Annotated in this window: 7 protein-coding genes; all 7 read right to left on the bottom strand. The window is 73.9% G+C overall.

What is annotated here, in order from left to right; all coding sequences use genetic code 11:
* Positions 1-48: 48 nt before the first annotated feature.
* Entirely contained in the window at positions 49-951 is a 903-nt protein-coding gene (locus tag ACIBI9_RS42060) for an FG-GAP repeat domain-containing protein (protein WP_397231095.1), read from the bottom strand.
* A gap of 180 nt (positions 952-1131) precedes the next feature.
* Positions 1132-1920: an ABC transporter permease gene (locus ACIBI9_RS42055; protein ID WP_397231093.1), complete on the bottom strand. Its 789-nt coding sequence runs from the start codon at positions 1918-1920 to the stop codon at positions 1132-1134.
* On the bottom strand, positions 1917-2816 hold the full coding sequence (locus ACIBI9_RS42050) for an ABC transporter ATP-binding protein (RefSeq protein WP_397231091.1): 900 nt from the start codon (positions 2814-2816) through the stop codon (positions 1917-1919). The genes ACIBI9_RS42055 and ACIBI9_RS42050 overlap by 4 nt, the downstream gene beginning before the upstream one ends.
* Positions 2817-2856: 40 nt before the next feature.
* Positions 2857-4278 carry an isochorismate synthase MenF gene (locus ACIBI9_RS42045; protein WP_397231089.1) on the bottom strand — a complete coding sequence of 474 codons (1422 nt, stop codon included), beginning with the start codon at positions 4276-4278 and terminating at the stop codon, positions 2857-2859.
* 25 nt (positions 4279-4303) lie between these two features.
* Positions 4304-5893 (bottom strand): (2,3-dihydroxybenzoyl)adenylate synthase, encoded by a 1590-nt coding sequence (locus tag ACIBI9_RS42040; protein ID WP_397231087.1) that lies wholly within the window; start codon positions 5891-5893, stop codon positions 4304-4306.
* 48 nt (positions 5894-5941) lie between these two features.
* Complete coding sequence (locus ACIBI9_RS42035; RefSeq protein WP_397231085.1) at positions 5942-15310, bottom strand: SDR family NAD(P)-dependent oxidoreductase; 9369 nt, start codon at positions 15308-15310, stop codon at positions 5942-5944.
* Between the two features lie 33 nt (positions 15311-15343).
* On the bottom strand, positions 15344-26236 hold the full coding sequence (locus tag ACIBI9_RS42030) for a type I polyketide synthase (RefSeq protein WP_397231083.1): 10893 nt from the start codon (positions 26234-26236) through the stop codon (positions 15344-15346).
* Positions 26237-26248 lie beyond the last annotated feature (12 nt).

The raw sequence follows: 26248 nt of genomic DNA, 5'->3' as shown, positions 1-26248 counted from the left end.
CCAGATTCCGACGGAGCGAGCAGAGGGCAGGGAAACGCTCTTGGGCCATCAGCTGATGACGTCGTACTTGCCGAATCCGGTGCCGACGGTGACCGGCTCGCGGAAGAGGTCGAGCGGGTCCTCGGGCCTGAACTTCCCGGAGTGCCGATACGCCTCGAGCGTTCCGTCGGGGCGCAGGCCCAGCAGGTCGGGCCGGCTGTCCAGGTCGATGTCGGTGAGCGTCATCAGGCGCATGTCCTGCCAGCCGTGGGCGACGGTGTACCAGGTGCCCTCGGTGGTCGCGGCGGCCGGGGAGCCGGGCGGGGCCGCGAACTCGTACAGGTCGAGGTCGCCGTTCGCGCGGCGGACCAGCAGGTCCAGGTTGCCGTTGCCGGTGAAGTCGGCCATGGCGACGGGGAAGTCGTCGACGCCGACCTCGGTGAGCCGCACCGGGTCCTTGTCGTAGGTGTCGTTCCGCACGACCCCCTGGTCGCGGTGGGGGAAGACGTCCACGTTGCCGGCGTCCTTGCCTTTGCCGAACGTGTCGTCGGTGCCGGTGCCGGTCACGTCGGCGAACCCGATCGTCTCCCATTCCCGGCCGTCGTCGCGCTTGCTGGACACGCGGACCGGCTCGGCGAACGGGCCGATCTCGCCCGGGCCGCCCAGGTTGCGCAGCAGGAAGAAGCCGTGCTCGCCGTTCTCGCCGGGGTTGATGCCGTATTCGCTGGCGCTGAACGCGCAGATGTCGGCGCGCCCGTCGCCGGTCGCGTCGACGGCGCGGACGAAGAAGAACCGCCACCAGCCGAAGCCGTCACCGATCTTCACCGGGTCGCCGTAGGTCTCGGTCCCGTTGAACTCGCCGCTGTGCGGATGGACGAACAATTCGCCGGTTTCCGTGTTGCGCACCAACAGGTCCGGCCGCCCGTCGCCGCGGAAGGAACGGCACTGGCCGTTCGCGAAACTCGACGCCATTGTTGAACGCTCCTCCCCGCCAGGATTTCCCGGTCAAGCGTCATCAGTATTCGCGAGCCGGGATTAGGCGGGTAACCCCTAGCGCCCATTAAAGAGGCCGGTCAGGCCCCACTTCGTAGGCCTGACGGCATGCCGAATTCCCGGCGCGCGATGACGCGCGCCGGGTGCCGGTGGGAGGTCTCAGGTGTCGCGCGAGCGGAACAGCGCGAACGCCGCGAGCAGCAGGACCGCGGTGAAGGCGGCCATCACACCGAACCCCGCCCACGGGAGCATGCGGTCGGGCAGCTGCACGGTGGTGGTGACCTGGAGGCCGGCCGAGATCGGCCAGTACGTCGTCACCCAGGCGCCGACCGCGTCGGGCAGCAGCCTGGGCGTGATGACGGGGATGATGAAGTTGATCGCCACCACCACGGTCGTGGCGCTCATCGTGGCCCGCAGCAGGCCGCCGACCGCCACGCCGACCAGGCCGACCAGCGCCCAGATCAGGCCCATGCCGACGACGGCGCGCAGCACGCCCGGCTGGTCGAGCGAGGCGGTGGGCGCGCCGGCCGCCCCGATCACCCGCTGCCCGAGGAAGTACGCGCCGAAGCCCGCCACCAGGCCCATCAGCAGGGCGATCAGCCCGAACGTGGCCACCTTGGCGGCCAGCAGCCGGCCGCGCCGCGGGACCACGGTCACGCTGGTGCGGATCAGGCCGGTGGCGTACTCGTGGGTCACCACCAGCACGCCCAGCGCGCCCACGGTGATCTGGGCGAACAGGAATCCGCCGTACATGCTGATGTAGGTGGGGTCGAACACCGCCCTGCCGGTCTCGGAGGCAGCCAGGTAGCCCTCGGCCGCGCCGTTGGCGGTGGCCGCGCCCAGGCCGACCATGAGCGCCACGGCGGTGAGGATCGTGGGGATGTTGGACGGTATCGTGCGGAACTTGGTCCACTCGGAGCGGATCGTGTCCGCGATGGCCACGCTCATGCCACACTCGCCTGGAACTCGATGCTGTCACGGGTCAGATCCATGTAGGCCTGCTCCAGGGAGCGCTGCGGCGTCAGCTCCGTCAGCACCACCCCGGCGGCCAGCGCCGCCTTGCCGATCTCCCTGGGCTCCAGCCCGGTGACGATGAGGGCGCCGTCCGTGCCCGGGTGGACGGTGGCGCCGGCCTCGGTCAGGAGCGGGACGAGCAGCTCGTGCTCCTCGGCCCGCACCAGCACGTTGGAGCCCTGCCGGACGAACTCGGCGATGCCGATGTCGGCGATCAGCTTCCCCTTGCCGATGACGACGAGATGGTCGGCGGTCTGCGCCATCTCGCTCATCAGGTGGCTGGAGACCAGCACGGTGCGGCCTTCCGCGGCCAGCCCCCGCATCAGCTCGCGGATCCACTTGATGCCCTCGGGGTCGAGGCCGTTGACGGGCTCGTCGAACAACAGCACCTTCGGGTCACCGAGCAGCGCCACCGCGATGCCGAGCCGCTGCCCCATGCCCAGCGAGAAGCCGCCGGCGCGCTTGCCCGCCACCGACTCCAGCCCGACCAGGCGCAGGACCTCGTCCACCCGCCGCGCGGGGATGGCGTTGGTCTGGGCGATGCAGAGCAGGTGGTTGCGGGCCGTGCGCCTGGGGTGCACGGCGCGGGCGTCCAGCAGGGCGCCCACCTCGCGCATCGGCCGGGGCAGGCCCGCGTAGGCGCGGCCGTTGACCGTCACGCTTCCCGCGTCGAGGCGGTCGAGGCCGAGAATGGCTCTCATCGTGGTGGATTTGCCCGCTCCGTTGGGGCCGAGAAATCCGGTGACCCGCCCGGGGTGGACACTGAACGTCAATCCGTCGACCGCGGTTTTATTGCCGTAGCGTTTTGTCAAGCCGGTTATTTCGATCATTTTCCAGCCCCTCCGGAGACCGGTCGTTTCCAAGATCTTCTCATCGGGACTGTCTATATGGTGCCCTTTCCGACAAAGGAATCGCCAGCGCATTAAGCATGGGGCGGAACTTGAGCCGGGTCTCCTCCAGCTCGGCCTCCGGGTCGGAGCCCGCGACGATGCCGCATCCGGCGTACAGGGTCGCGGTCTCGTCCTGGACATGTGCCGAGCGGATCGCCACCGCGAACTCGCCCTCCTGGTCGTCGTTCATCCACCCGACGGGGCCCGCGTACCAGCCGCGGTCGAAGGGCTCGGCGTCGCGCACCCACTCGAGCGCGGCGCGGCGCGGATGACCGCCGACGGCGGGGGTCGGGTGCAGCCGCTCCACCAGATCGAGGACGCTGGCGGTCTCCGGGTCGGCGATCTCGCCGACGATGCGGGTGTGCAGGTGCCGCAGGTTCGGCAGGTCGAGCACGTGCGGCTCGTCCGGCACCGTGACCGTCCGGCACACCTGGTCGAACGCCTGCCTCAACGTCGCGGTGACGATCCGCTGCTCGCGCCGGCTCTTGTCGTCCTGCAGCAGGGCGGCGCGCAGGCACGCGTCCTCGGCGGGCGTCGCGCCGCGCGGCATGGACGCCGCCAGGCTCATCGACTCGGCCCGCCCGCCGCGCAGGCCGACCAGCCGCTCCGGGGTGGCGCCGACGAAGGCGTGCCCGTACGCGGCCACGGCGAAGACGGTGCTCCCCGGCTGCGTGTCCCGCAGGGACCCCAGCACGGAGGCCAGGTCGTACCCCCACGGGGAGGTGATCCGCAGCTGGCGGGCCAGCACGGCCTTGTCGAACCTGCCGCGGGCGATCTGCTCGGTGGTGTGCGCGACCAGCGCCTTCCACTCCGACGCGGAGGGGACCTCGATCGTGGTCGTGCCCGGGAGCAGCGGGCTGGGGCAGGGGCGGATGCCGGCGGAGGAGATCAGGGCGAAGGCGTCCGCGACCGTGCGCGCGGGCCCGTCCGTCGTGGTGGGCCGGGGATCGACGCTGACGCTGAGCGCGAGCGAGGTCGTGCCGTCGGGATCTCGCGAGATCAGCACCCTGGGCACCCACATCAGCGCCTCGGGCAGCGGCCCGGGGCGCGGCGCGAAGGCGAACCCGCCCACCAGCGACGGCATGGCGCGCGGGCCCGGCCCGCCGGAGACCGCGGTCCTGGCCGCCCTCTCCCAGCCCCGCCGGATGCCGGCGAACCTGTCGTGGCCGGTGTGCGTGAAGTCCGTCGCGCTGCCCATCGCGATGACGCTGGAGTGCGGCGACATCCAGACGAAGGTCCGGGTGGACCGCTCGAACAGCGGCCTCAGCAGCCCGACCGGGTCCACGGGCGGGATCTCCTGACGCCAGGTCGCCAGCGCCGGACAGGCGTTGTTGCGCGCCTCGATGGTGGCCTTGGCGTGCACTTCCAGGAAGCCGGGCAAGTCGATGTCTGCGACGTGCATCGGGTACGTCCTCTGCGAGCGTGGGTTAGCTGAACATCCCGGCGAGCGCCTTCTTGCTGACCTTGCCGAGCGGGGTGACCGGGAGCTCCTGGACGATCTCCAGGCGGTCGGGGAACTTGAAGGCCGCCACCCCGCGTTCGCGCAGGAACGCGGTCAGGTCGCCGAGCGTCGGCGGCGTGCCGCGGGGCACGACGCAGGCGCACGCCCGCTCGCCGAGCACCTCGTCGGGCAGGCCCACCAGGGCGACCTCCCTGACGCCGGGGTGCGCGAGCAGGTGGTTCTCCACCTCCTCGGCCGCGATCTTCTCGGCGCCCCGGTTGATCTGGTCCTTGACCCTGCCCTCGAAGACGACGTGCCCGGTCGGCAGCAGCCGTACGAGGTCGCCGGTCCGGTAGTAGCCGTCGGCGGTGAACGTCCTGGCGTTGTGTTCGGGCGCCCGGTAGTAGCCGCGCACCGTGTACGGGCCGCGCGCCAGGAGCTGCCCCACCTCGCCCGGCGTGACGTCGCGGTCGTCCTCGTCGACGACCCGGACCTCGTCGTCCGGCGAGACGGGCAGCCCCTGGCTCACGAGCACCACGTCCTCCGGGTCGTCCCATCGGTGGAACCCGCACAGTCCCTCGGCCATGCCGAACGCCTGCTGGAGCCGGCAGCCGAGCGCGGGTTCGACCCGGCGGGCCAGCTCGTTCTGCAGCTTCGACCCGCCGATCGTGACGCGGCGCAGGCTGGACAGGTCGTACTCGTCCCACTCTGCGGCCTCCATCCACAGCAGGGCCGCGCCGGGGATCAGGCCGGTCTCGGTCACCCCTTCCCGCTCGATGAGCGGGAAGGTCTCGTCCGGGCTGGGGCCGGGCGCCAGCACGAGCGTGCCGGCCGCGTGGAAGGTGGCCAGCAGCCCGTGGGTCAGCGGCCAGTTGTGGCACAGCGGCAGGCTCACCAGGTGGACGGTCCCCTCGCCGTAGTCGCACGCCTCGGCGACCGCGCGCCCGCTGTAGGCCCATTCCTGGTGCGCGCGGGGCACGAGCTTGGGCACGCCGGTCGTACCGCCCGACAGCAGGAAGAGCGCCACGCCGGCGGGGTCGGGCCGGGGCAGGCCGGCCGCCCCGGCGTCCGCGTAGTCCAGCCTGGTGAAGCCGCCCGGGTCGCCCGCGACGAGCACGTGCTTGAGCGTGGGCACCCGCGCGGCCACGTCGGCGGCCAGGTCCCGGTAGTCGAACCCGACGTGCACGTCCGGTATGACGTACGCGGCCGCCTCCGTGAACTCGCAGAAGTACGTGATCTCGCTGCCGCGGTGGGCCGGCAGCGCCATGACCGGCAGGGCACCGATCCTGAACAGGGCGAACAGCAGCGCGACGAGCTCCGGGACGTTGGGGAGCTGCACGACGACCCGGTCGCCCGGGCCGATGCCGATCTCGCGCAGCCGCGCCGCCATGCGGTCGGCCCGGCTGTCCAGCTCGGCGTAGCTCCACCGGTGGGCGCCCGCCACGAGGGCGGTCCTGTCCGGGTGGGAGCGCGCCCGCGCGCTCAGGATCTCGCCCAACGTCTCGTCGCGCCAGTGGCCGGCCGAGCGGTAGCGCTCGGCGAACTCCTCGGGCCAGGGGGTGCATCCATCCAGCACGGGTGCGTCCTTTCCTCAGGTGGACCGTCACGAGGGATGTCCGCGAGCTCAGCTCACGGCCTCCGCGAGCAGGTGCTCGGCCAGCTCGGCGGGGGTCGGGTAGTCGTAGATCGCGTCGGCCGCGACCTCGATGCCGGTCAGCTCGACGAGCCGGTTGCGCAGCTCCACCGCGGCCATCGAGGAGAAGCCCAGCTCGAAGAACTCCGCGTCCCGCTCCACCGCGTCGGGCAGCGGCAGCTGCAGGATCGCGGCGGCCTGGCCGCGTACCACGTCGAGCATGATGCCGTGGTGCTCGTCGGCCGGGCTGTCGGACAGCAGGCGGCGGAAGGCGGCGATGCCGTCCACGACGTCGTCCGGCCCGTCCTGCCGGTCCGCCTGCGGGATCTCCCCCAGCAGCCGGGCGTGCCCGGCCGCGGCGAGCGCGGCCCAGTCCGGGTCGGCGACGACGAGCGCCCTGTCCCCCTGGCGCAGGGCCTGGCGGACGGCGGAGACGGCGTCCGCGGGCTCCTTGAGCCCCGCCGCGACGGCCAGCGCGGGCTGCCCGGACGCGAGCCGCTCGTCGGCGAGCGCGGTGAAGTACTCGTACGTGCCGGCGCCGTCCTCGCCCCAGGCCGCGTGCGCCGGGGCCAACATGAGGAAGACGGGCACGTCCGCGGCGCGGGCGGGCTTGTCGAGCGCGTACGCCGCCTCGGCGGTCGTGCAGACGACGGCGGTCACCTGACCGGCGGGCAGCCGCCCGCCGACGGCCCGGACGACCACGCCCGGCTCGCTTTCGAGCTCGGCGTGCGGCTGGGTCAGGACGACCTCGTCCGCGCCGTTGCGCGCGACCCATCTGGCCAGCTCGGCGGCGGTATCGTCGAGCGGACCGGCCACCAGGACCGTGCCGCCGGGACGCCATTCGCGGCCGGTCGGGGCGCCGCGCGGCGGTGCCGGGCGCAGCCTGCGGGCGAAGGCCCCGCCGGAGCGCACCGCCACCTCGTTCTCGCCGGTCAGCCCGGACAGCACCCCGCACAGCCGGCGCATGACCTGCTCGTCCAGCCGGGACGGCAGGTCGATCAGTCCGCCGCGCCCCTGGCCGGCCGCGGCCCGCAGGTCGCCCCAGTCACGGGCGGCCTGCGGCCCGGCCAGCGGGTCGGACGGCGCCACCTGGATCGCCCCCTGCGTGAGGAACCAGACCGGCGCCGGTCCCGCAGGGAGCGCCGGAGCGGTCGCGCCTTCCGGCAGCAGGCACACGACGCCGGCCACGCCGCCGTCGGAGTCCGGCATCGCGGAGAGCCGTACGGTGTCCGCGCCGTGCGCCGCGAGCCCGGCCGCCAGCGCCTGGGCCGGCGTCTCGTCCGGGGCGACCACCAGCCAGGTGCCGCGGAGCGCGGGTGCGGGCAGGTCCGTCAGAGGGCGCCAGCCGAGCTGGTAGCGCACGTCCGCGTAATCGGCGCCGTCCTGGCCGCGCAGTCTGGCCAGCGCGGGCAGCAGCTCGTCGAGCGTCGCCCCGCCCTGCAGTCCGAGCACCGCGAGCAGGCCGTCGCGGTCGCCTCGGGCGACGGCGTCCCACAGCCCCTGGTCGGGCCCCGCGGCCTCCTCGTGCCGGGGCGCGTCCGGCCAGTAGCGCTGCCGCTGGAAGGGGTAGGTCGGCAGCGGTACGGGGGAGCCCGTACCGATCACCGTGCTCCAGTCGACGCCGACCCCGTTCGCGTGCGCCCGGGCCAGGGCCTCGACCAGCGTGGTGGCCTCGGCCCGGTCCCGGCGCAGCACCGGCGCGGCGACGCCGCTCCAGCCGTCCAGGCAGTCCTCGACCATGGCCGACAGCACGGCGTCCGGGCCGAGCTCCAGGAACGTGGACACGCCCTGGTCCCGCAGTGTCCGCACGCCGTCGCAGAAGCGCACGGCCTGGCGCAGGTGGCGGGCCCAGTACTCGGGAGAGGTCAGCTCGTCGGCGGTGGCGAGCTCGCCGGTGACGTTGGAGACGACGGGGATGGTCGGCGGCTGGAAGGCCAGCCCCCGCGCCACGCTCACGAACTCCTCCAGCGCGGGCTCCATCAGCGGCGAGTGGAACGCGTGGCTGACGGTCAGCCGCTTGGTCTTGCAGCCGCGCCGGGCCAGCCGTTCGGCCAGCTCCAGCACGCTCGCCTCGTCGCCGGACAGGACCAGGGACGCCGGTCCGTTGAGCGAGGCGATGCCGACGCGCCCCTCGTACGCGGCGAGCAGCAGCAGCACCTCCTCCTCCGTGGCGCCGCGCACCGAGACCATCGCGCCACCGGGCGGCAGCTCCTGCATCAGCCTGCCCCTGGCGGCGACGAGCGTGACCGCGTCGTCCAGCGACAGCACGCCGGCGACGTGCGCGGCGGCGATCTCGCCGATCGAGTGGCCGGCCAGGTAGTCGGGCCGCACGCCCCACGCCTCCAGGACCCGGAACAGGGCGACCTCGACGGCGAACAGCGCCGCCTGCGTGTACCGCGTCTGCTTGAGCAGGTCGGGGTCGCCGGCGATGACCTCGCGCAGCGGCCGGTCGAGGTGCCGGTCGAACCTGGCGCAGACCGCGTCGAAGGCCTCGGCGTACTCGGGGTAGGCCGCGTACAGCTCCTCCCCCATGGCCGGGCGCTGGCTGCCCTGGCCGGTGAAGAGGTACGCCGTCCGGCCGCGGGCCGCCGATCCGAGGATCACGTTGTCCGCCGCGGTCCCCTCGATCGCGGACTCCAGCCCGGCGGCGAGGTCGCCATGGGTGGCGCCCAGGACGACCAGCCGCCGCTTGAACGAGGACCGCGTGGTGGCCAGCGACCAGGCGAGGTCCGCGACCGGCCGGCCGGGCCGGGCCGCCAGGTGCTCGCGCAGCCGGCGGGCCTGGGCCTTCAGGGCGTCCGGCGTCTTGGCCGACAGCACCCAGGGGATCACCGGCCGCCCGGTCTCCGCCGGCGGCGCGGCGGGCTTCTCCTGGACCTGCTCCACGATGACGTGCGCGTTGGTGCCGCTGATGCCGAAGGACGAGACGCCCGCGCGGCGCGGCCTGCCGGTCTCCGGCCACGGGGTGGCCTCGGTGAGCAGCCTGACGGCGCCCGCGTCCCACGCCACGTGCGTCGTCGGCTCGTCCACGTGCAGGGTCTTCGGCAGCACGCCGTGCCGCATGGCCATCACCATCTTGATGACGCCCGCCACTCCTGCCGCGGCCTGGGTGTGGCCGAGGTTCGACTTCACCGAGCCCAGGTAGAGCGGCCGGTCCTGCGGCCGGTCCTGGCCGTAGGTGGCGACGATGGCCTGCGCCTCGATCGGGTCGCCGAGGGTGGTGCCGGTGCCGTGGCCCTCGACGGCGTCGACGTCCGCGGCGCGCAGCCCCGCGTCGGCCAGCGTCTGCTCGATGAGCCGCTGCTGGGAGGGGCCGTTGGGCGCGGTGAGCCCGTAGCTGGCGCCGTCCTGGTTGATCGCGCTGCCGCGCACGACGGCCAGGATGGGGTGGCCGTTGCGGCGCGCGTCGGAGAGCCGCTCGACGAGCAGCATGCCCACGCCTTCCGCCCAGCCGGTGCCGTCGGCGGCCGCGGCGAACGACTTGCAGCGGCCGTTGGAGGCCAGTCCGCGCTGGCGGCTGAAGTCGACGAACACCGAGGGGGTGGACAGCACGGTGACGCCGCCGGCCAGGGCGAGCGAGCACTCGCCGCGCCGCAGCGCCTGGATCGCCATGTGCAGCGCCACCAGCGAGGAGGAGCAGGCCGTGTCGAGGGTGACCGACGGGCCCTCGAAGCCGAAGGTGTACGACACCCGCCCGGAGGCGACGCCGGCCGAGATGCCGGTGCCGACCAGGCCCTCGAGGTCGCTCGCCGGTTGCTGCAGGTGCATCCCGTAGTCGTGGTACATCAGGCCGACGTACACGCCGGTCTTGCTGCCGCGCAGCGCCGCCGGATCGATGCCGGCGTGCTCCAGCGCCTCCCACGAGCTCTCCAGCAGCAGGCGCTGCTGGGGGTCCATGGCCACGGCCTCCCTGGGCGAGATGCTGAAGAACGCCGGGTCGAACGCGGTGGCGTCGTAGACGAAGCCGCCCTCGCGGGCGTACGTGGTGCCGGGGTGCTCGGGGTCGGGGTGGTAGAGCTCGTCCAGGTTCCAGTTGCGGTCGGAAGGGAACATCGACATCGCGTCGCCGCCCTCGGCCACCAGGTTCCACAGCTCGTCGGGGTTGGTGACGCCCCCGGGGAGCCGGCAGCTCATGCCGACGATGACGATCGGCTCCTCCTCACCGGCCCGGGTCGTGGTGGACGCGGCCGTCTGGGGCCCGTCGAGCAGGCGGTCCCGCAGGTACTGGACCAGCTGGACGGGCGTCGGGTAGTCGAAGATCAGCGTGGCGGGCAGCCGCAGCCCGGTGGCCGCGTTCATCCTGTTGCGGAACTCGACGGCGGTCAGCGAGTCGAACCCGGCCTCGTTGAACGGGCGGTCCTGCTCCACGGCGCCGGCGTCGCGATAGCCGAGCACGGTCGCCACCTGGCCGAGCACCAGGTCGAGCAGCACCCTGGCGTGCTCGGCCGCGGGCATGCGGGCCAGGCGCTCGCGAAGCTCCGACGCGGCGGCCGGGTCGTTGCCCACCACCCGCCGCTTGGAGGTGGGGACGAGCTCCTGCAGGATCGTGGGCAGCGCCCCGAACTGGGCCGCCATCCGCAGCGCGGCGAACTCCAGCCGGATCGGCACCAGCGCCGCCCGGTCCCCGGCGCAGGCCGCGTCCAGCAGCGCGAGCCCGTCGGCGGTGGACAGCGGCGCGACCCCGGTGCGGGCCAGCCGCGCCCGGTCCGCCTCGCTGAGGGTGCCGGTCAGGCCGCTGTCCTGCTCCCACAGGCCCCAGGCCAGGGACAGGGCGGGCAGGCCGAGCCGCCCGCGCCACTGCGCGAGGGCGTCCACGAACGCGTTGGCGGCGGCGTAGTTGCCCTGGCCGGGGCCGCCGAAGACGCCGGCCGCCGACGAGAACAGCACGAACGCGGTCAGCGGCAGGTCCTTGGTCAGCTCGTGCAGGTTCAGCACGGCGTCGGCCTTGGCCCGCAGCACGTTGTCGATCCGCTCGGGCGTCAGCGCGGCCAGGACGCCGTCATCCAGCGCGCCGGCCGTGTGGACGACGCCGGTGAGCGGGTGCTCGTCCGGGATGGCGGCCAGCACGTCCGCCAGCGCCTGCCGGTCGGCGGCGTCGCAGGCGGTGACGGTCACGTCCGCGCCCAGCCCGGTCAGCTCGGACATCAGGTCGGCCGCGCCGTCGGCGTTGGGGCCGCGCCGGCTGATCAGTACCAGCCGCCGGACCCCGTGCTCGGTCACCAGGTGACGGGCGACGATCCCGCCCAGGGTCCCGGTGCCGCCGGTGATCAGCACGGTCCCGTCGGGTGCCCAGGTGGCATCCACGGGCTCCGCGGCGCGGTGCCGGGCCAGCCGCGGGACCAGGGCCTCGCCTTCGACCAGCGCGATCTGGGGTTCGCCCGAGGCGAGGGCGGCGGGGACCGCCTGCCAGGACTCGTCGGTGCCGTCGACGTCGAGGAGGACGAACCGGCCGGGGTTCTCCGACTGGGCCGAGCGGATCAGCCCCCATACGGCGGCGCTCGGCAGGTCGTCGCCGGTTGCTCCCTGGGTGAGGACGACCAGGGGCACGTCTGCGTACCGTTCCTGCTCCAGCCAGGACTGGGCGGCGGCCAGCACCTCGCCGGTCGCGGCGCGGGCCCCGGCGGCCGGGTCGTCGCCCGCGTACGGGGTGCAGACCAGGATCGCCAGGTCCGGCACGGGGCCGTCCGGGTCGAGGAGGTCCACCGGCATGCCGAGCCGGGTGGCGTCGCCGCCGGCGATCGCGTAACGGATGCCGTCCCGTGCGGGGGCGGGCTGCGCGGGCACCCAGTCGAGGGCGAACAGCGCGTCCCGCAGCGGGTCCGCGGCGGCCTTGAGGTCGGCTGCGGCCATCGCGCGCACGACCAGCGAGTCCACGGAGGCGACGGGCGCGCCGGTGGCGTCGGCCACCTCGATGCGGACCGCGTTCGCTCCCGCGGGCGCCAGCCGGACCCGTAAGGTGGCCGCGCCGGTGGCGGCCAGCCGCACGCCGGTCCAGGCGAAGGGCAGGACGGGCCCGGCGCCGTCCTGGGCGGGGAAGAAGTCGCCCACCGCGAGTGGCTGGATGGCCGCGTCGAGCAGCGCCGGGTGCAGCCCGAATCCGCCGGTCTCGGTCCCTTCCGGCAGCGCCACCTCGGCGAACAGCTCCCGGTCGCGCCGCCAGACGGCCCGCAGGCCGCGGAAGGCCGCGCCGTAGCCGACGCCGATGCCCGCGAGCAGCTCGTAGACGTCGTCGGCGCCGACGGCGGTCGCGCCCGCGGGCGGCCACGACGGCTCGCCGAACGCCGCGGCGCCGGTGTCCTTGGCGAGGAAGCCGGTGGCGTGCCTGGTCCAGGGCTCGTCGTCGAGCCGGGCGTGGATGGTCAGCGCGCGCCGGCCGTCCTCGTCGGGCGCCCCCACGGCCACCTGCACCTGGACTCCGCCGCGCTCGGGCAGGATCAGCGGGGCCTGCAGGGTCAGCTCTTCGAGCAGGTCGCAGCCGGCCTCGTCACCGGCCCTGACGGCCAGCTCCACGAACGCGGTGCCGGGCAGCAGCACCTGGCCGTTGACCTGGTGATCGGCCAGCCACGGGTGGGTCTTCAAGGAGAGCCTGCCGGTCAGCAGCACGCCCTCGCCGTCCGCGAGCGACACCGCCGCCGCCAGCAGCGGGTGCCCGGCGGGGCCCAGGCCCACCTGGGTGAGGTCGCCGTTGGACTGGACGGTCTTCGGCCAGTACGGCTCGCGCTCGAAGGCGTAGGTGGGCAGTTCGACCCGGTGCGGCCGGGCGGGCTCGTACACACCGGCCCAGTCGATCTCCACTCCGCGCACCCACAGCTCGGCGGCGCCGCTCCACAACCTGCGCAGGCCGCCGTCGTCACGACGCAGCGTGCCACACGCCACCACGTCCTCGACCGTCTCCTGCACCGCCATCGTCAACACCGGATGGGCACTGACCTCAACGAACACCCCATGCCCCTGCTCGGCCAGCACCCGCACCGACGGCTCCAGCCACACCGTCCGCCGCAGATTCTCGTACCAGTACGCGGCATCCACCTCGGCCCCGGTCAACCAGCACTGCCGAACCGTCGAATACCACGGCACCTCGCCTGCGCGTGGCGCCACCGGAGCCAGCAACCTCGCCAGCTCCTCCTCGATCGCCTCGACATGCGCCGAATGCGAGGCGTAATCCACCTCGATCCGCCGCGCCCGCACTCCACGGGCCTCATAGTCGGCAATCAATTCCTCAATGGCATCCGCATCACCCGACACCACCGTCGAAGACGGCCCGTTCACCGCCGCGATAGAGATCCGGTCGCCCGCCACAACCTCCGAAGCCGGCAGCGGGATCGACGCCATACCGCCCCGGCCCGCCAGCGCAACGATCGCTTGGCTCCTCAACGCGACCACCCGCGCGCCGTCCTGAAGCGACAGCGCGCCCGCCACCACCGCGGCGGCGATCTCACCCTGGGAATGACCCACCACCGCGGCGGGCGTCACCCCGAGCGAGCGCCACACCTCGGCCAGCGACACCATCACCGCCCACAACACCGGCTGCACCACATCGACCCGGTCCAGACCCTCCCCACCGCGCAACACATCCGTGAGGGACCAGTCCACGAACTCCGACAGCGCCGCCTCACACTCCGCCATCCGCGCCGCGAACACCGGCGAATCATCCAGCAGCTCCACCCCCATACCGAGCCACTGCGACCCCTGACCAGGGAAAACGAACACCGTCTTGCCACGCGGCCCGGCCACGCCCCGCACCGCGCCTTCGTCCAGACCGGCCAGCAGCTCCTCCCGGTCGGAGCCGATCACCACCGCGCGGTGGTCGAACGCCGAGCGGCCGAGCAGCGACCAGCCGACGTCCACCGCGCCCTGCTCGGGATGCGACCGGGCCCACGAGGCCAGCCGTCCGGCCTGCCGCTGCAGCGCCTCGCCCGTCCTGGCCGAGAGCGTCCACGGCACGACGGGCAGCTCCTCGCTGGACTCCGCCGGGGTCTCGGCTGGAGCCTCCTCCAGCACGACGTGCGCGTTCGTGCCGCTCATGCCGAACGACGACACGCCGGCCCGGCGCGGCTCGCCGCCGGCGGGCCAGGGGCGGGCTTCGGTCAGCAGCTCCACCGCGCCCGCCGACCAGTCGATGTGCGGCGAGCGCTCCTCGGCGTGCAGCGTCGCGGGCAGGACGCCGTTGCGCATGGCCATCACCATCTTGATGACGCCCGCCGCGCCGGCGGCCGCCTGCGCGTGACCGATGTTCGACTTGATCGACCCCAGCCACAGCGGCTGGTCCCGCTCCTGGCCATAGGTCGCGATCAGCGCCTGGGCCTCGATCGGATCACCCAGCGGGGTCCCCGTGCCGTGCGCCTCGACCGCGTCGATCTGGACCGGCGCGAGTCTGGCGTCGGCGAGCGCCTGGCGGATCACCCGCTGCTGGGAGGGGCCGTTCGGCGCCGTCAGGCCGTTGCTGGCGCCGTCCTGGTTGACCGCCGAGCCGCGGACGACCGCCAGCACCGGGTGGCCGTTGCGGCGGGCGTCCGACAGCCGCTCGACCAGCAGGATGCCAACTCCCTCGGCGAGCCCCATACCGTCCGCCTCGGCGGAGAACGCCTTGGAGCGGCCGTCCCTGGCCAGCCCGCGTACCCGGCTGAAGCCGATGAAGGTGCCGGGCGTGGACAGGACGGTCACGGCCCCCGCCAGCGCCAGCGAGCAGTCCCCGTTGCGCAGCGCCCGCACCGCCAGGTGCAGCGCCACCAGGGACGAGGAGCAGGCCGTGTCGATCGTGACGGCCGGTCCTTCCAGGCCCAGCGTGTACGAGACGCGGCCCGACACCACGCTCGTGGCGACGCCGGTCATCAGGTAGCCCTGCAGCTCCGGCGGCGCCTGCATCATCATCGTGAGGAATTCGGGGCTGTTGGCGCCCACGAACACGCCGGTCCGGCTGCCGCGCAGCGCGGCCGGGTCGATGCCGGCCCGCTCGATCGCCTCCCACGAGGTTTCGAGCAGCAGCCGCTGCTGCGGGTCCATGGCCACGGCCTCGCGCGGGGAGACGCCGAAGAACGCGGCGTCGAAGGCGGTGGCGTCCCGCATGAAGCCGCCGTCCCGGACGTACGAGGTGCCGACCGCGTCGGGATCGGGGTTGTACATCGACTCCAGGTCCCAGCCGCGGTCGTCCGGCATCCCGGAGATGGCGTCGGTACGGCCGGACACGACCCGCCACAGGTCCTCGGGGCTCGCGATGTCGCCGGGGTAGCGGCAGCCGATGCCGATGATGGCGATGGGCTCGTGGTCCTTGTCCTCGGCCGCCTGCAGCCGCTTCTTGCTGTCGTGGAGCTCGGTCGTCACGCGCTTGAGGTATTCGACGAGCTGCTCTTCTGTCGCCATGTGTGCTGCCTTCCTAGCTTCGGTGACGCCTGCTCAGGAGAGTCCGAACTCGCTGTCGATGAAACTGATGATCTCGTCGGCCGTGGCCGCGCTGAGCTGGCCGGCCACGTCGTCCACGGTGGCGGCCTCCTGGTGCCGTTCCTTCCAGGAGAAGACCAGCTGTTCGAGCCGGGCGGTGATCTCCCCGGCGGTGGCGCATTCGGCCGCCATGACGGCCAGCCTGGCCTCGATCCGGTCGAGCTCGGCCAGGACCTGCTGTTCGGCGCTGTGCGCGGGTGGCGCCAGCTCCTCCAGCAGGTGCCCGGCCAGCGCGGCGGCGTTGGGGTAGTCGAAGATCAGGGAGACGGGCAGCCGCAGTCCCGAGACCGCCTTGAGCCGGTTGCGCAGCTCCACGGCGGTCAGCGAGTCGAAGCCGAGCTCCTTGAACGCCCGTCCCGGTTCGACGGACTCCGGCCCGGCGAAGCCGAGCACGGCGGCCACGTGGCCGCGTACCAGGTCGAGGAGCATCGGAGCCCGCTCCGCCTCCGGCAGGGCGGCCAGCCGGTCGGTGAGCGAATCGCCCAGGGGCGTCTCCGCCGCCAGCACGCGGCGGGCGGAGATGCGTACCAGGCCGCGGAAGAGCGGGTGGCCGAATCCCTTGGCCGCGCCGGCGCGCAGCGTGGCGAGATCCAGGTGGATCGGCACGAGCGCCGCCTCGTCCACGCTCAGCGCCCGGTCGAACAGGCCGAGGCCCTCCTCCAGGTCGAGCGCGCCCATGCCGGACCGGCTCAGCCTGCTCAGGTCGGCCTCGTCCAGGTGGCCGGTCATGCCGCTGCCGCTCTGCGGCGACCACAGGCCCCAGGCCAGGGAGGTCGCCGCCAGCCCGCGGGCCCGGCGGTGCTGGGCGAGGGCGTCCAGGAACGTGTTCGCCGCGGCGTAGTTGCCCTGGCCGGGGCTGCCGAGGATGCCCGCGGCGCCCGAATACAGGACGAACTGCGCCAGGTCGAGCTCGGCGGTCAGCTCGTGCAGGTTGGCCGCGGCGGTCACCTTCGGGCGCATGACGGCCTCGACGCGCTCCGGGGTGAGCGAGGAGATCATCCCGTCGTCGAGCACGCCCGCCGTGCTGACGACCCCGGTCAGCGGGTGCTCGGCGGGGATGCTCGCGAGCAGCGCGGCGAGGGCGTCGCGGTCGGCGGCGTCGCAGGCGGCGACCGTCACGGTGGCGCCGAGCCCGGCCAGCTCCGCCTCCAGCGCCGCCGCGCCGTCGGCGGCGGGGCCGCGGCGGCTCGCCAGGACCAGGTGCCGCACGCCGTGCTCGGTGACCAGGCGCCTGGCGGCGAGGGCGCCGAGCGCGCCGGTGCCGCCGGCGACGAGCACGGTGCCCTCGGGGTCGAGGGCGGGCGGCGCGGTCAGTACGACCTTTCCGATGTGGCGGGCCTGGGCGACGTACCGGAACGCGTCGGGGGCGCGGCGGACGTCCCACGTGCTGATCGGCGGGAGCCGGAGCGCGCCGCGCGCGAACAGGGCGGCGATCTCGGCCAGGATCTCGCCGGTGCGGGCCGGGCCGAGCAGGGTGAGGTCGAAGTTCTGGTAGCGGACCGAGGGCAGCTCGGCCGGGTCCCGTACGTCCGTCTTGCCCATCTCGATGAAGCGCCCGCCCGGCCGCAGCAGGCCCAGCGAGGCGTCCACGAACTCGCCCGCGAGGGAGTTGAGCACGACGTCCACGCCCGGGGCGAAGGTCCGCGCGAACTCCAGCGTCCGGGACGAGGCGATGCGCTCGGCGGGGACGCCCAGCTCACGTACCGCGTCCCATTTGCTCTCGCTGGCGGTGCCGTAGACCTCGGCGCCCAGGTGGTGGGCGAGCTGCACGGCGGCCGTGCCCACGCCGCCCGCGGCCGCGTGCACCAGCAGCGCCTCGCCTGCCTGGAGCCCGGCCAGGTCCACCAGGGCGTGGTAGGCGGTGACGAAGGCGATCGGCACGGACGCCGCCTGGGCGAACGTCCAGTCGTCCGGGATGCGGGCGAGCAGCCGGTGGTCGGTGACCGCCTCCCGGGCGAAGCCGTCGACGATGCCCATCACCCGGTCGCCGGGCGCGAGCGTGGTGACGTCGTCGGCCACCTCGATGACGACTCCGGCGCCCTCGCCGCCCATCGGCGCGTCGCCCGGGTACATGTCCAGGGCGATCAGCACGTCGCGGAAGTTCAGCCCCATGGCCTTGGTGCCGATGCGTACCTGGCCGGGCGCGAGCGGCGCCGACGGGGTGGGCAGCAGCGCGAGGTCGTCGAGCGTGCCGCGGGTGGTGACGTCCAGCCGCCAGTTCGCGGCCCCGGCCGGCGGGGTCAGCGCGCCGTCGGCCCCGGGCCGGGCCAGGCGGGGTGCGTACGACGTCCCCTTCCTGATCGCGAGCTGCGCCTCGCCTGTCGCGAGCGCGGCGGGCAGCGCCCGGCAGGAGTCCGGGTCGCGATCGAGGTCGAGGACGACGACCCGTTCTGGACTCTCCGACTGCGCGGACCTGACGAGACCCCAGACCCCGGCGTTGACCAGGTCCGGCACCTCCTCCTCCGCCGTCGCCGCGACCGCGCCGCGGGTGAGGAGGACGAGCCTGGAGGCGGGGAAGCCCTCCTCGGCCAGCCAGGTCTGCAGCAGCTCCAGCACCTGGCAGGTCCGGTCGCGGACCGCCGCGGCCAGGTCGGGCTCCGGTACGCCGTCCAGCGGGACGATCACCCATTCGGGCACCGATCCGGTGGCCAGGAGTTCGGCCAGGCCGGCGTGCGCCGACGCGTCGATCCCGGCGGCCGCCAGTTCTGACGGGTCGCCGATGACCGCCCACCGCTGCTCGCCCGCGGGTTCGCCGACGGGCACCGGCGCCCATTCGAGCGTGTAGAGCGAGTCCTCTCCGGTGGCGTGCTGCTCGGCGCCGAGGTCGGCGGGCAGCGGGCGCAGGATCAGCGACTCCACGTGCGCGACGGGCACGCCGGTGGTGTCGGTGACGGCGAGCGTCACGTCGTCGGTGCCGCGGGGGGTGAGCCGGACGCGGATCGAGGTCGCGCCGGTCGCGTGCAGCCGCACGCCGGTCCAGGCGAACGGCATCCGCGGCCCGTCCTCGGCGGTGGCCGCGTTGAGCGCGACGCTGTGCAGCGCGGCGTCGAGCAGCGCCGGGTGCAGCCCGAATCCGCCGGTCTCGGTCCCTTCCGGCAGCGCCACCTCGGCGAACAGCTCCTGGTCGCGCCGCCAGGCCGCCTTCAGGCCCTGGAACGTGGGTCCGTAACCCAGGCCGACCGCGCCGAGCCAGTCGTACAGGCCGTTCAGCGGGAGCGGCTGCGCGCCCTCGGGCGGCCAGGCGGCCGTGTCCTGGGCGGGCGGCGCGGCGGCCTCCGGCGCGAGCACGCCGGTGGCGTGGCAGGTCCACGGGTCGTCTGCGGCTCCGCCGTCGGGCCGGGTGTGGACGGTGAGCTGCCGCCGCCCGTCCTCGTAGGGGGCGCCGACGGCCAGTTGCAGCTGGACCGCGCCGCGCTCCGGCACGATGAGGGGCGCTTGCAGGGTCAGCTCTTCGAGCAGGTCGCAGCCGGCCTCGTCACCGGCCCTGACGGCCAGCTCCACGAACGCCGTGCCGGGCAGCAGCACCTGGCCGTTGACCCGGTGGTCGGCCAGCCACGGGTGGGTCTTCAGCGAGAGCCTGCCGGTCAGCAGCACGCTGTCGGCGTCGGCCAGCGAGACCGCCGCGGCGAGGAGGGGATGCCCGGCCGCCCCGAGCCCGGCGGCTCCGACGTCACCCGCGCTCGCGGTGCGCTCCTCCAGCCAGAAGTGCTGGTGCTGGAAGGCGTAGGTGGGCAGGTCGACCATCCGGGGGGCGGCGGGCTCCAGCGCCTGCGCCCAGTCGACGTTCACGCCGCGCACCCACAGCTCGGCGGCGCTGGTCCACAACCTGCGCAGGCCGCCGTCGTCACGACGCAGCGTGCCACACGCCACCACGTCCTCGACGGTCTCCTGCACCGCCATCGTCAACACCGGATGGGCACTGACCTCAACGAACACCCCATGCCCCTGCTCGGCCAGCGCCCGCACCGACGGCTCCAACCACACCGTCCGCCGCAGGTTCTCGTACCAGTACGCGGCATCAACCTCGGCCCCGGTCAACCAGCACTGCCGGACTGTCGAGTACCACGGCACCTCGCCTGCGCGTGGCGCCACCGGAGCCAGCAGTCTCGCCAGCTCCTCCTCGATCGCCTCGACATGCGCCGAATGCGAGGCGTAGTCCACCTCGATCCGCCGCGCCCGAGCCGCGTCATACCGAGCCAGGAATTCTTCAATGGCATCCGCATCGCCTGACACCACCGTCGAGGAAGGCCCGTTCACCGCCGCGATGGAGATCCGGTCGTCTACCGCCACCTCCGAGGCGGGCAGCGGGATCGACGCCATGCCGCCCTGTCCGGCCAGCGCCACGATGGCCTGGCTCCGGAGCGCGACCACCCGGGCGCCGTCCTGAAGCGACAGCGCGCCCGCCACCACGGCGGCGGCGATCTCACCCTGGGAATGACCCACCACCGCGGCGGGCGTCACCCCGAGCGAGCGCCACACCTCGGCCAGCGACACCATCACCGCCCACAACACCGGCTGCACCACATCGACCCGGTCCAGACCCTCCCCACCACGCAGCACGTCCGTGAGGGACCAGTCCACGAACTCCGACAGCGCCGCCTCACACTCCGCCATCCGCACCGCGAACACCGGCGAATCATCCAGCAGCTCCACCCCCATACCGAGCCACTGCGACCCCTGACCAGGGAAGACGAACACCGTCTTGCCACGCGGCCCGGCCACGCCCCGCACCGCGCCATCGTCCAGACCGGCCAGCAGCTCCTCCCGATCGGCACCGATCACCACCGCACGGTGATCGAACGCCGACCGCGAAGCCACCAGCGAATGCGCCACATCCACCGGCCGGGCGCCGGCCACCGCGTCAGCCAGCCGGCCCGCCTGAGCCCGCAACGCCTCCGCGCTACGACCCGACAGCACCCACGGCACCATCGGCGGCTCGTCAACGGGCTCGGGCTCGGCGTCCGTGCCCGGCACCTGCTCGATGATCACGTGGGCGTTGGTGCCGCTGATGCCGAAGGAGGAGACGGCGGCGCGGCGCGGACGATCCTCGACGTCCCACGGCTGGGCCTCGGTCAGCAGCTCGACGGCACCGGCCGACCAGTCCACGTGCGGCGACGGCTCGTCGACGTGCAGGGTCTGCGGGAGCACGCCGTGCCGCATGGCCATCACCATCTTGATGACCCCGGCGACACCGGCGGCGGCCTGGGTGTGGCCGATGTTCGACTTGACCGAGCCGAGCCACAGCGGCCGTTCCCGGTCCTGGCCGTAGGTGGCGATCAGCGCCTGGGCCTCGATCGGGTCACCCAGGGTGGTCCCGGTGCCGTGCGCCTCGACCACGTCCACTTCGGCGCCCGACAGCCCGGCGTTGGCCAGGGCTTGCCGGATCACCCGCTGCTGGGAAGGACCGTTCGGGGCAGTCAGGCCGTTGCTGGCACCGTCCTGGTTGATCGCCGAGCCCTTGACGACCGCCAGCACCCGGTGACCGTTGCGGCGGGCGTCCGACAGCCGCTCCACCAGCAGCATGCCGACGCCCTCCGACAGGGCGAACCCGTCCGCCGCGCCGGCGAAGGGCTTGCACCTGCCGTCTCGGGCGAGCGCGCCCTGCAGGCTGAAGCCGATGAACCCGAGCGGGGTGCACATCACCGTGACGCCGCCGGCCAGCGCCAGATCGCAGTCGCCGTTCCGCAGCGACTGCGCGGCCAGGTGCAGCGCCACCAGCGACGACGAGCACGCCGTGTCCACCGTCACCGCGGGTCCTTCGAGCCCCAGCGCGTACGCGACCCGGCCGGACGCGATGCTGCTCAGCGTGCCGGTGACCAGGTGTCCCACGGATTCGAGCGGGACCTGGTCGGAGTGGCGGCCGTACTCCTCGTAGGCCGCGCCGACGAAGACGCCGGTACGGGTGCCGCGCAGCGAGCCCGGCTCGATCCGGCCGTGCTCGATCGCCTCCCACGAGGCTTCGAGCAGGACTCGCTGCTGCGGGTCCATGGCCAGGGCCTCGCGCGGGCTGATGCCGAAGAACTCGGGGTCGAAGTCGGCCGCGTCGCGCAGGAAGCCGCCGTCCCGTACGTACGAGGCGAGCTGGGCCTCGGGGTCCGGGTCGTAGATCCCTTCGACGTCCCAGCCGCGGTCGTCCGGGAGGGCCGAGATCGCGTCCCCGCCCTCGGCGACCAGCCGCCACAGGTCGTCGGCGTTGGTCACGCCGCCGGGCATCCGGCAGCTCATCCCGACGATCACGATCGGGTCGTCGGAGACCGGTCCGCGGCTCTCGCCGGTGGGACCGGCCTCCGTCCGGGTGCCCAGGATCTCGCCGCGGACCAGGCTCGCGAGCGCCTTGACGTTCGGGTAGTCGAAGACCACCGTCGCCGGGAGCCGAACGCCCAACGCGGCGTTGAGCCTGCCGCGCAGTTCGACCGCGGTGACCGAGTCGAAGCCGAGGTCTCTGAAGGCCCGGTCCACCTCCACCTCGCCGGGGGCGTACCCGAGCACGGCGGCCACCTGCTCGCGCACCTGCGCGACCAGCAACCGGTCCTGCTCCTCCTCGTTCAGCGGGAGCAGCTTGGCGCGCAGCTCCGAGGACTCGGAGTCGGATTCCGTCTCCTTCTGGAGCACCGCCACGGCCTCGGGGACGCCGTCGAGGAGCGGGCGCCGCCGGGCGGCGGTGAAGATGGGGAAGAACCGTTCCCAGTCGACGTCGGCGACGACCAGGTTGGTCTCGCCGTCGTCCAGGGCCTGACGCAGGCCGTCGATGGCCATACCGGCGTCCATGTAGCGGACGCCGGTCCGGCGGGCGTCCTCCTCGTCGAGGAGCGTGGTCATGCCGCCGCCCGCGGCGTCCCAGAAACCCCAGGCGACGGCCGTGCCGGCCAGTCCGCGGGCGCGGCGGTGCGCGGCCAGCGCGTCGAGGTAGGCGTTGCCGGCGGCGTACGCGCCGTTCAGGGCGCCGCCCCAGACACCGGCGCCGGACGAGAACAGCACGAACGCGTCGAGCGGTCCGTCGAAGGCCGCGTCCAGGTTGGCGGCTCCGACGATCTTGGCTTGGGTGGCCTCGGCCAGCTCGTCCCGTCCGAGCCGGGTGAGGGGCTGCATGTGGGGCACGCCCGCGGTGTGGAAGACCGATCGGACGGGGGCATCGGCCTCGATCTCGCGGACCAGGGCCGCGAGCGCGTCGCGGTCGCCCACGTCGCACTTGGACACCGTCACCCGCGCGCCGAGCTCCTGGAGTTCGGCCACCAGCGCGGCGGCTCCGGGGGCGTCGGCGCCGCGCCGGCTGGTGAGCACGAGGTGCTCGGCGCCGTCGCGGGCCAGCCACCGCGCGACGTTCGCGCCCAGGCCGCCGGTGCCGCCGGTGATCAGTACGGTGCCGCGGGCCCGCCAGCGCTCGGCCGAGTCGTTCCGCGCCCTGGGCGCCCTGGACAGGCGGCGGGCGAAGATCCCCGAGGCGCGGACGGCGAGCTGGTCCTCCTCCCCGATCCCGGCCAGCACGGTGACCAGGCGGGTCAGGACGCGCTGGTCGAGCGTCTCCGGCAGATCGACGAGGCCGCCCCAGCGGGCGGGGTGCTCCAGGCCGAAGACCCGGCCGAGCCCGGAGACCGCGGCCTGCTCCGGGTCGCGGACCGGGTCGGCCCGGCTGACGCTCTCGGCGCCGTCGGTGGCGATCCAGAGCGGCGCCGCCACGCCGGCGTCGTCCATGGCCTGGATCAGCGTGACCGTCCGGGCGAGGTCGCAGTGGAGGGCGAGCACGCCGGCCGGCGCCTCGTCCCCGCCCAGCTGGGCGGCGAGGTCGTCCCTGCCGGAGTCGCAGGTGATCGTCAGGAGCTCGCAGCGGGCTCCGTGCCGTTCGAGCGCCCCGGCGACGGAGGCCGCCGCGTCGCCGCCGGCCCGGTCCGCCGGGACGACGACGCGCCAGGTGCCCGACAGCGCGGGCGGCTTCCCGCCGGGCGCGCCGACGGGCGTCCAGGTGACGCGGTACCGCCAGGAGTCGAGCACGTCCTGGTCGCGCCGCCGGCGCCGCCAGGACGACAGCGCGGGCAGGATGGCGGCCAGCGGGGAGCCGTCCTCGATGCCGAGGGTGGCAGCGAGCGCGGCCACGTCCTCGCGTTCCACCGCGGCCCAGAACTCGGGGTCGACGGAGCCGTCGGGCGCCTGCTCGGCCGGGGCGGCGCCGGGCATGAACCAGAAGCGCTTGCGCTGGAAGGCGTACGTGGGCAGGTCGACGCGCTGGGGGACGGCGTCGGCGAAGTACGCGTCCCAGTCGACGGCGACGCCCCGGCAGTGCAGCCGGCCGACGGCCTCCACGAAGGCACGGGCCTCGTCGCGGTCCTTGCGCGTGGCGCTGACGAAGAACGCGGCGTCGTCGCCGTCGAGCGTCTGCCTGGCCAGGCTGGTCAGCACCCCGTCCGGGCCGATCTCCACGAACACGGTGGCGCCGCCGGCCCTGGCGGTGGTGACGGCGTCGGCGAAGCGCACCGCCCGGCGGACGTGGTCCACCCAGTAGCCGGGGTCGGTGAGCTGCCCGGACTGCGCCTTATGGCCGGTCACGTCAGAGATGATCGGAATGGCGGGCTCGTCGTACGTGAGCGACTCCGCGACCTGCCGGAACTCCTCGAGCATCGGCTCGACGAGCGGCGAGTGGAACGCGTGGGAGACGCGTAACCGGCGGGTGCGTACCTGCCGCGCCTCAAGTGCCCGCGCGATCTCGTCGATGTCGCCGGCGTCGCCGGAGACGACGACCGCGCCCGGCGCGTTGACCGCGGCGATCCCGGCCCGGTCCGCACGGCCTTCCAGCAGCGGGAGGACCTGCTCCTCCGGGGCGGCGACGGCGAGCATGGCGCCGCCCGCGGGCAGCGCCTGCATCAGCCGGGCCCGGGCCGCCACCAGCGCGCACGCATCCGCCAGCGAGAAGACGCCGGCCACGTGGGCGGCGGCGAGCTCGCCGACCGAGTGCCCGGCGAGCACGTCGGCCTCGATGCCCAGCGAGGTCAGCAGCCGGTACAGGGCGACCTCGAAGGCGAACAGGGCGGGCTGGGTCATGCCCGTCTCGTCCAGCGCCCCGTCGGGGTCGGTGAACATGACGTCCCTGATGGGGTGCGGCAGCAGCGGGTCCAGGACCTTGCAGACGTCTTCGAGCGCGGCGGCGAACACCGGGAACGCCTGGGCGAGCGCGGCGCCCATGCCCACCCGCTGGCTGCCCTGGCCGGCGAACAGGAAGGCGATCCTGCCTCCCGCCCCGGAACCCGTGACGGCGGTGGCGCCGTCGGCGAGCGACCGGAGACCGGCCAGGAGCTCGTCCCGGGTCTCCCCCACGATCACGGCGCGCTGGTCCAGCGCCGCGCGGCCGGTCGCGAGCGACCAGCCGACGTCCTCGGCACGCAGGTCCGGCCGCTCGGCCGCCCACGTGTTGAGCCGGTCGGCCTGGGCGGCCAGCGCCTGCGCGTCCCTGGCGGAGATCGCCCAGGGCACCAGCGGCAGGTTGAGCCCGGCCTGCTCGGCGGCGTCGTCCTGCTCGGCGGGCGCCTCTTCGAGGATCATGTGGGCGTTGGTGCCGCTGAAGCCGAAGGCCGAGACCGCGGCGCGGCGGGGCGCCTCGCCGGGCTCCCACGGCCGGGGCTCGGTGAGCAGCTCGACGGCGCCGGCCGACCAGTCCACGTGCGTGGACGGCTCGTCCACGTGCAGGGTGCGCGGCAGCAGGCCGTTGCGCAGCGCCATCACCATCTTGATCACGCCGCCGACGCCGGCGGCGGCCTGGGCGTGGCCGATGTTCGACTTCAGCGAGCCCAGCCAGAGCGGCCGTCCGCCCTCGCGGTCCTGCCCGTACGCGGCGATGAGCGCCTGCGCCTCGATCGGGTCGCCCAGGGTGGTGCCTGTGCCGTGCCCCTCCACCGCGTCGACCTGCGAGGGCGACAGGCCCGCGTCGGCCAGCGCCTCCCGGATCACCCGGATCTGGGAGGGGCCGTTCGGCGCGGACAGCCCGTTGCTGGCGCCGTCCTGGTTGACCGCGCTGCCGCGGATGACCGCGAGGACGTGGTGCCCGTTCTCCCGCGCGTCCGACAGGCGTTCGAGCAGCAGCACCCCCACGCCCTCGCTCCAGCCGGTGCCGTTCGCCGCGTCGGCGAAGGACTTGCAGCGGCCGTCGGCCGACAGGCCCCGTTGCTGCGAGAACTCGATGAAGGTGTTCGGGGTCGCCATCACCGTCACGCCGCCGGCCAGCGCCAGCGAGCACTCGCCCCGCCGCAACGCCTGCGCCGCCAGGTGCAGCGCCACGAGCGACGACGAGCACGCCGTGTCGACCGAGATCGCCGGACCTTCCAGGCCGAGCGCGTACGCCACGCGGCCGGAGACCACGCTGCCGAGCGCCTCGGCGCGGAAGTAGTCGTGGTACATGACGCCGGCGTAGACGCCGGTCCGGCTGCCGCGCACGGAGTTCGCGTCGATGCCGGCGCGCTCGAACACCTCCCAGCACGACTCCAGGAACATCCGCTGCTGCGGGTCGGTCCCGAACGCCTCACGCGGCGAGATCGCGAAGAAGCCGGCGTCGAAGTCGGCCGCGTCGTAGACGAAGCCGCCCGTCCGGGCCGTGGTCGTACCCGGATTGTCCGGGTCGGGGTGGTAGAGGTTCTCGTCCCAGCCGCGGTCGGTGGGGAACTCGGAGATCGCGTCGACGCCGTCGGCGACGAGCCGCCACAGCTCCTCGGGCGAGGCGACCCCGCCCGGGTAGCGGCAGGCCATGCCGACGATCGCGATCGGCTCGTGCTCCCGGCCCTGGATCTCCCGCAGTTGCTGCCTGGTCTGGTGCAGGTCGGCCGTGACCCGCTTCAGGTAGCCCCGGAGCTTGTCTTCGTTTGCCATCGAACGTAGCCC

This window comes from Nonomuraea sp. NPDC050451, assembly GCF_044458585.1.
This window is presented reverse-complemented; position numbering and strand designations above follow the sequence as displayed.

What these genes read in the sequence shown, in the direction of transcription:
- ACIBI9_RS42030 (WP_397231083.1), bottom strand. Translation starts at nt 26,236, where the DNA reads ATGGCAAACGAAGACAAGCTCCGGGGCTACCTGAAGCGGGTCACGGCC.
- ACIBI9_RS42035 (WP_397231085.1), bottom strand. Translation starts at nt 15,310, where the DNA reads ATGGCGACAGAAGAGCAGCTCGTCGAATACCTCAAGCGCGTGACGACC.
- ACIBI9_RS42055 (WP_397231093.1), bottom strand. Translation starts at nt 1,920, where the DNA reads ATGAGCGTGGCCATCGCGGACACGATCCGCTCCGAGTGGACCAAGTTC.
- ACIBI9_RS42060 (WP_397231095.1), bottom strand. Translation starts at nt 951, where the DNA reads ATGGCGTCGAGTTTCGCGAACGGCCAGTGCCGTTCCTTCCGCGGCGAC.
- ACIBI9_RS42050 (WP_397231091.1), bottom strand. Translation starts at nt 2,816, where the DNA reads ATGATCGAAATAACCGGCTTGACAAAACGCTACGGCAATAAAACCGCG.
- ACIBI9_RS42045 (WP_397231089.1), bottom strand. Translation starts at nt 4,278, where the DNA reads ATGCACGTCGCAGACATCGACTTGCCCGGCTTCCTGGAAGTGCACGCC.